Annotated in this window: 6 protein-coding genes; 5 read left to right on the forward strand and 1 reads right to left on the reverse strand. The window is 25.0% G+C overall.

Annotated features, from left to right (window positions below):
* The first annotated feature begins 32 nt into the window (after positions 1-32).
* The 5 genes from Q1X91_RS07595 to Q1X91_RS07615 all read left to right on the forward strand — a co-directional run bounded on the left by Q1X91_RS07595 (position 33) and on the right by Q1X91_RS07615 (position 6,680).
* Positions 33-806, forward strand: coding sequence for a hypothetical protein (locus Q1X91_RS07595; protein ID WP_300755324.1), 774 nt, complete (start codon positions 33-35; stop codon positions 804-806).
* A 1-nt stretch (position 807) separates the two neighbouring features.
* A complete protein-coding gene (locus Q1X91_RS07600) occupies positions 808-1,749 on the forward strand; it encodes a Dam family site-specific DNA-(adenine-N6)-methyltransferase (RefSeq protein ID WP_300755326.1) in 942 nt (313 codons plus the stop codon).
* Positions 1,750-1,752: 3 nt separating this feature from the next.
* Positions 1,753-2,805, forward strand: a complete 1,053-nt coding sequence (locus Q1X91_RS07605; RefSeq protein WP_300755328.1) for a DNA adenine methylase — start codon at positions 1,753-1,755, stop codon at positions 2,803-2,805.
* A gap of 16 nt (positions 2,806-2,821) precedes the next feature.
* Positions 2,822-5,311, forward strand: coding sequence for a DUF5682 family protein (locus Q1X91_RS07610; RefSeq protein ID WP_300755330.1), 2,490 nt, complete (start codon positions 2,822-2,824; stop codon positions 5,309-5,311).
* Positions 5,312-5,414: 103 nt separating this feature from the next.
* Positions 5,415-6,680: a pitrilysin family protein gene (locus tag Q1X91_RS07615; protein ID WP_300755333.1), complete on the forward strand. Its 1,266-nt coding sequence runs from the start codon at positions 5,415-5,417 to the stop codon at positions 6,678-6,680.
* On the opposite strand, the gene hisC is transcribed toward Q1X91_RS07615, so the two are convergent.
* The gene (gene hisC / locus Q1X91_RS07620) at positions 6,677-7,741 is read right to left on the reverse strand and encodes a histidinol-phosphate transaminase (RefSeq protein WP_300755335.1); all 1,065 of its coding nucleotides are present in this window, start codon (positions 7,739-7,741) and stop codon (positions 6,677-6,679) included. The two genes, Q1X91_RS07615 and hisC, sit on opposite strands and share 4 nt — an antisense overlap.
* Between the last annotated feature and the right edge of the window lie 175 nt (positions 7,742-7,916).

Below are 7,916 nucleotides of genomic sequence, written 5' to 3' on the forward strand. Positions count from 1 at the left end.
TTTTTCCCGCCGCAAAAAGTTGAATAAAAAAATTGACAAACTTAAGAATTTTTAGTATACTTAAAAAAGATGATAGCTTATCACATGATCCAAATATAGGAGCATTAACTGCTATATCTTATGCTTTAAGAAAGTTAGGTTGGAAATATGATATAATTATTACCAAACATCAATTAGAACAAAGACACATTAAAAAAAATAAATTTGTACAAATTGCTAATTATATTAATATAGGTATTGATAAACTTGATATACCGCATATAGAGCTAGATAATTTATATTGGCATTATGATAAAGAAGGTGAGAAATTAGCTACAATATTTGTACATGTTATAGTTGAAAGTTTTACTAATGGATATTCTATTTTTGAAAATCATGCAGGATGTGAAAAAGGATATTTCATAACTTCAGAAAATGAGTATATACCTTTAGAAAAATATGCGGATAGAGAAGATTATAAATCAGGTAATAAAAGTGCCAAATTAAATATACCTGATTTAATTTTAATAGATGTTAAAAAATTGGAAATAATTAATATAGAAGGTAAGAAAATAGTTAACTTAAAAGAAGGATTAAAATCATTAGAAGAATATTATAAGATAGAAAACATATATATAAAAAAATATTATCCTAAATATAAAATTATAAGAACTCTGGTTATATATGGAGGAAATGAAAAAGACCTTAAACAAGAAATAAAAATAGGTTTTTTATTATCAAAAGATGGAGATATTTTACTTGGAATAGAAGCTCCGCATTTGTTTAAATTAGCAGTTAAAAATTTATTAGATTTTTGGAGAAATTGATATGCCAAAATCTAATATTTTTTTTGTTAAATCTCCATTAAATTATATAGGCGGTAAATATAAAATACTAAATCAGATAATACCTATATTCCCAAATGATATTAATAATTTTATAGATTTGTTTACAGGCGGAGGCAACGTTGCAGTTAATGTAAAAGCTCAAAAAATATTTATGAATGATAATTTAATTTATTTAATAGATTTGTATAAATTATTTTATGAATTAAGATATAATAAAATATTAAAATATATTTATAATAGGATAGAAGAATATAAGTTATCTGATGACAATATAGATGGTTATAATAGATTGAGAGATGAATATAATACCAATAGAAAACCTCTTGATTTATTTGTTTTAGTATCATATTCATTTAATCATCAAATAAGATTTAATAATAATCATCAATTCAATAATCCTTTTGGAAAATACAGAAGTTCATTTAATAATTTTATAAAAAATAATTTAGAAAATTTTATTCATAGAATGCAAAGTTTAAATATAGATTTTAGTAATGACAATTTTGAATGTTTTAATTTTGATTTTTTAGAAGAATATGATTTTGTATATTGTGATCCTCCTTATCTTATTAGTACTGGAACATATAATGACGGTAAAAGAGGGTTTACTGGCTGGAATAGTAATAACGAAATAATGCTTTTAAAAATCTTAGATGATCTTAATAAAAGAAATATAAAATTTGCTTTATCCAACTTTTTAATTCATAATGGGCAAATTAATGGTATATTAAAAGAATGGATTTCTTACAATAATTATAATGTGACAAAAATAGATTCTAACTATAATAATTCCTGCTATAATAAAAAGATATTAGCACAAACCAAAACTATAGAGGTATTAATAACGAATTATAAAACAGATTTTTCTTATATAGATATAAATACAGATGATAGAAATTTATTTTTTAATATGGAAATATAATTTATGAGATTTATAGGAAATAAAGAAAATCTAGTAAAAAATATGTATTCAATACTAAGATCACAAAATATATACGGTGAAATATTTTGTGATTTTTTTGCTGGGACGGCTAATGTTGGAAAATTTTTTAAGGGATTAAACTATAAGATATATTCATCAGATATATTATATTTTTCTTATTGTCTTCAATATGCTTATATAAAAAATAATACAATACCTAAATTTGATAAATTATTAGATTATTTGAATATAAAAAATAATTATCTATTTTCTGATTCAAATTTAGAATTAGTTTTAGAACATTTAAATAATATTGATTCTTTTGAAGGTTTTATATATAATAATTATACTATTGGCGGAACTGAAAATAAAGAATATAGAAGAATGTATTTCTCAGATGAAAATGCTAAAAAAATTGATGCTATAAGAATTGAGATAGAGAAATGGAAAAATTATAATTTAATTAATGATAATGAGTACTTTATTTTAATAGCTTCATTAATAGAAAGTGTTTCTTTTTTTTCAAATGTATCTGGAGTATACGCAGCTTTTCAGAAAAAATGGGATAAAAGAGCATTAAAACCTTTTATATTAAAACCAATAAATTTAATATTTAATGAAAAAGAGAATGAAATATTTTTTGGCAATAGTATCAATATAATAAAAAATATAAATACAGACATATTATACTTAGATCCCCCATATAATGAGAGACAATATGCACCGAATTATCATATATTAGAAACCATAGCTAGATATGATAATCCTAAAATAAAAGGGGTATCTGGTATGAGAGATTATAGTAATCAGAAATCATCATTTTGTAATAAAAAAACAGCTTTGAATGATTTAGAATTTATTATTAATAATGCAAATTATAAATATTGTATACTAAGTTATAACAATGAAGGTATTATGGAAAAAGAAAATATTATGTCTATAATGTCTAAAGTTGGAAAAGTAAATTTAATAGAGTTTGATTATTTAAAATTTAAAAGTAATTCAAATAACAATAAAAAATTCATAAAAGAACAATTATATATATTATCAATTTAAAAAGAGAATAAAACAAATGAAAAAGAAAGATAAAAAAAAATACAATAACAATTTTGATGAATATTTTGAAGAAAGTATAAAAGATAATATAATATTCTTTCCTATAAGACACCATTCTCCAGCATGCTCATATCATTTAAAAAGGATTTTTGAAAGTTTTAAACCAGATGCCGTACTTATAGAAGGACCAAGCGACTGTAATGATCTGATGAAGTATATGATTGAAGAAGATACTAAAGCACCATTTTGTATTTATTCAAGCTATATTGATAAAGACAATCAAAAGTACAGATGTTATTATCCTTTTTTGGACTATTCTCCAGAGTTTACCGCTATAAGAGAGGCTTTAAAAAATAATATACACTGCAGCTTTATAGATATGCCTTACGCTTTTATGATTGAAAATTCAGAAGAAAATCCTAATTTAGAAAAAGAAGATTCAAAAGATTTAGATGATGGAGAAATTGATACTGATATAAGAAGAAAGAAATTAATATCAGTTTATGATAATGATGATAATAGATTTAATGTTAATGCCTATACGGTAGAACTTACAAAAAAGGCCGGACTTAGAAGTTTTGCAGAGCTTTGGGAGAGGGACTTCGAAATAAACGGTATACACAAAGAAAGCAGAGACTTTATAAGAAGTGTTTATGCTTTGGGTTATTATATGCGTCTTATAGAAAATGAAGACTTTGAAACAAGAAACAGAGAATATGTAATGGCTAAAAATATTAAAGAGGCATTGATTAAATATAACAGAGTTTTGGTAGTTACTGGAAGTTTTCACACAAAAGGCATAATCGATAAATTAAAAGAAGATGAGAAAAATAATAAAAATCTGGATAAAGAATATAAACACTTAAATAAATATATAGTTTCAAACACAGCAAGCTATTTAATACCATATTCATTTGAAGATGCCGATTCCAGAAGAGGATACAGAGCAGGCATAGAGTTTCCTGCATTTTATAATTTTGTATATAAAGAACTTGAAAATTATAGCAGTAAAAATAATATAGGCGATGTATATTTAAATGTTGTAATGTCATTCATAATAAAAGCCTCAAATATAGACAGGTACAATCATAATGTAACTATACCAGACTGTATCAATGCTTATTATATGGCGGTTAATCTTGCCAAATTAAGAGGAAAAGAATCTGCAGGTGTATATGAACTTATAGATGCTGCTAAAAGTGCATTTGTAAAAGGCGATATATCTTTAGAAAATACGAGCAATCTTGATTTAATGATGAAACTTCTTTCTGGAATATCTAATGGGCAGGTATCTTCTAAAAGTATAGTTCCCCCTGTTATAATAGATTTCAGAAATAAATGCAGAGAATATAAAATAAAAACAGATAAAACTGAAGAGATAGAATCGACACTTGATATTGTAAAAGATAAAACACATTTTGAAAAAAGTAAATTCTTTCATAAGATGCAGTTTTTAGATGTAGGTTTCTGCAAATTAATAAGAGGTCCGGACTATGTTAATAAAGTTAATAAAAACTTGGCACGGGAAATTTGGAAATATGAATATAAAACTATAGTAGAATCATCTTTAATAGATAAATCAGTATACGGTGTTACAATAGAAGAATTAGCTTCAAATTTAATAACCGAAAGACTTGACTCTAATATAGATGCTAGAGAAGTTTCAAAACTCTTAATAGAAGCTGATGTTATGGGAATATACAATTTCTTTACAGACAATTATCAAAAAATAGAAGCAGCTGTATTAAGAGATAATAATTTCATAAATCTATGCGAATGTTTAAATAATTTATCATACTTAGCAAACATGGAAGCCATTAATGATAATATATCAAAAGAGCGGGAATCATTATTTGATAACTATGATATAATACCAATAATAGAGGATTTGGCAAAACAGGTATTTGTACTTGCTGTTTCTAATATGGACGAGATAAAAAAATTAAAAGAAGAAGAGGCTTTAAAATGCTCTCATTATATAAAAAATCTATATTCATTTATTTTAGAAAATACTAGTTGGTGCGATATAGATTTATTTAATGATAAAATAGATTCTATGCTTGATAATACATTTGGAAGCTCACATATATATGCAGTGTGTTTGGCTGTAAAATATAAATCTGGAAGACTTGAGGCATATGAGTTTTCAAATATAGTATCCAACTTTTTAGAATATTGCGAAAGCGAGACATCCGCCTATTTTTTAAATGGTATATTACTTGCAGCAAGAGATATTCTATTTATTAATGACAGTATTATAAAGAGTATAGATAATACTATAAAAAATATAGATGAAGAGAAGTTTATAGAAATACTGCCTAATTTCAGATATGCATTTACCAATTTAAGCCCAACAGAAATAGAAAGACTTTCAGATATTATTGCTGTTATGTACGGAGCAAAAAAAGAAGATGTGTTAATTGATATTAATATAGATATATCAGAAATGCAGAAAGCCGCCTATATAGATAATAAAGTTTATAATTTATTAAAAGAAACTTTATAATAAAAAATAAAATAATAAACAATATTTTATTTTATAAATGAACTACCGAAAATTATAAAATTAGTTATAATAAAAACGTATAAATAATATTTATGGAAAAAATATGGTAAAAAGATTAACGCTTGAAAATGGAATTAGAGTTGTGCTTGAAAAAATGCCTATACTGGACACTGTGTCAATAGGCTTCACATTTTTAACAGGCAGTGCCAATGAAAAAAAAGATGAAAACGGATATACTCACTTTATAGAGCATATGCTTTTTAAAGGTACTGACACTATGACTTCTAAAGATATTATACGAGGTATAGAGGGAGTGGGCGGTATATTTAATGCATTTACTTCCAGACATCTCACTTCATTCTACATCAATATAATATCTAAATACTTCAGCAGAGCAGTTGATACTTTAGAAAATGTTATACTTAATTCGGCATTCAAAGAAGATGATATTAACAGAGAAAAAAAAGTAGTGATAGAAGAATTAAAAATGTCCAATGATACTCCAGAGGAAATATCTGCTAATCAATTTTTTGCAGCTGCCTATAAAGGTACTTCTATGAGTTTTCCTATAGGAGGAACTATAAATAATATAAAAAATATAAACAGAGATAAAATATATTCATACTTTAAAGAACATTTTCATTCTAATAATTTGATTGTTTCTGTGGCAGGTAATTTTGATATTGATTATGTTATAGAGAGGCTTTCAAAAATAAAACTTCAAAAGAAAAATAAAACTGAAAATGAGGAACTCCCCTTTTACTATAAAACCATTACAAAAGAAAAACAAGAACTTCATCAGGTATATTTCTCGCTTATAACTCCTTCATACAGTGCTGCAGACAATAAAGAAAGATACGCCATGAATATAGTTAATGATATATTCGGAGGCAGTTCTTACTCTAGGCTATTTCAGGCTATAAGAGAAAATAAAGGTCTTTGCTACAATATATACAGCTATAATTCAAGTTTTATAAACGGAGGAACTTTTGAGATACATGGATCTACCAGCTTAGACAGATATGAGGAAACAATAGAAAGCATATATTACGAGATAGAAAAACTTATAAGTGAAAGAATATCGGAAGAAGAACTTGAGGAAGCTAAAGAAAGTTATAAAAGTTCTATGGCATTTAGTAAACTTAATGCTGAGTTTATTATGAACAAAAATACAAGACATGAGCTCTATTTGTCCAAATATGTTTCATTTAAAGAACTCTACAGTATGATAGATAAAGTTAACTTAAAAATAGTTAATGAAGTTATAGATGAAAAACTTTCAAATAAAAAATTCTTTCTCACCGCTGTAGGAGCTAAGGGAACTAAAGATATAAGCGATGCATTAAGTAAAAAATTAAAACTCAATTAATTTGCTGCTATTTGTTTTATATTTTCTATAAATGTACTCATCTCTTCATCAGTACCTATTGTTACTCTTATATAATTATTTATAATATCAGATTTAAAATATCTTACTAATATTCCATTGTCTTTTAATTTTAAATAAATATCTTCAGCAAATACATTTTTATGCGATACAAATAAAAAGTTTGATCTTGAATCAAGCACATTAAAGCCTAAAAATTTAAGTTCTTTTTTTGTATTTTCTCTTGTTTTAATAATTTTTGAAACAGTATCTTTAAAATATTTTTCATCTTTTATAGCTTCTATACCTGCCAATATTGAAAGCCTGTTAATAGTATAAGAATTAAAAGAATATTTTATATTTTTAAGTCCTTGAATAAGATTTTCATTACCGAAAGCAAATCCTAAACGCATACCTGCCAAACATCTCGATTTTGAAAAAGTTTGAACTACAAGCAGATTATCATATTTATCTATTAATGATGATGCACTCTCATCAAAAGCAAAATCAATATAAGCCTCATCTATTATTACAATATTATCTTTATTGCTTTTTACAATCTCTTCTATTTGAGGAAGTGTTAAATATATTCCAGTAGGGGCATTAGGATTGGCTATAAATATTCCAGAATCTAAATTTTTATAATCATTAATATCTATAGTGAAATTATCTTTAAGAGGTATTTTTACTTCGTTTAAGTCAAAAAGACTTGAATATACAGAATAAAAACTGTATGTAATATTAGGATAATAAATTTTATCACCCTTATTAAAGAATGCCATAAATGAAAAAGCTAATATCTCATCAGAACCGTTTCCTATAAATATATTATTTTCTTTTGTGTTATATCTCTTTGCTATTTCTTTTTTTAGTTCATATACATTAGGATCTGGATAAAGCCTTAAATCATCAAAATTGCTTTCAGCTATAGCTTTTTTAACAAAAGGAGAAGGAGGATATGGAGATTCATTTGTATTTAATTTTATATATTTTTTATCTCTGGGCTGTTCACCGGGAGTATAAGGTTCTATTGAATTAGCTTTGCTGCTTAAAAATTTATTCATAAATTAAATCCTTTTACACATTCTAATAACAGTATTATTATATATGATATTCTATTATATAACAATAATATTTTATTTGTTTAAGAGCCATAGATATTGCACACTTTTAGTTTAAAAAAAGAAGGTATTCCTTATAATTTAAATTGCTAGAAATAAACAAAAGGAATACCTATGA

It is taken from the genome of uncultured Brachyspira sp., assembly GCF_949287625.1.
Taxonomy (GTDB): domain Bacteria; phylum Spirochaetota; class Brachyspiria; order Brachyspirales; family Brachyspiraceae; genus Brachyspira.

Excerpts from the sequence above, each read along its gene's own strand:
- Q1X91_RS07600 (WP_300755326.1), top strand. The coding sequence starts at position 808 with ATGCCAAAATCTAATATTTTTTTTGTTAAATCTCCATTAAATTATATA.
- Q1X91_RS07605 (WP_300755328.1), top strand. The coding sequence starts at position 1,753 with ATGAGATTTATAGGAAATAAAGAAAATCTAGTAAAAAATATGTATTCA.
- Q1X91_RS07610 (WP_300755330.1), top strand. The coding sequence starts at position 2,822 with ATGAAAAAGAAAGATAAAAAAAAATACAATAACAATTTTGATGAATAT.
- Q1X91_RS07615 (WP_300755333.1), top strand. The coding sequence starts at position 5,415 with ATGGTAAAAAGATTAACGCTTGAAAATGGAATTAGAGTTGTGCTTGAA.
- hisC (WP_300755335.1), bottom strand. The coding sequence starts at position 7,741 with ATGAATAAATTTTTAAGCAGCAAAGCTAATTCAATAGAACCTTATACT.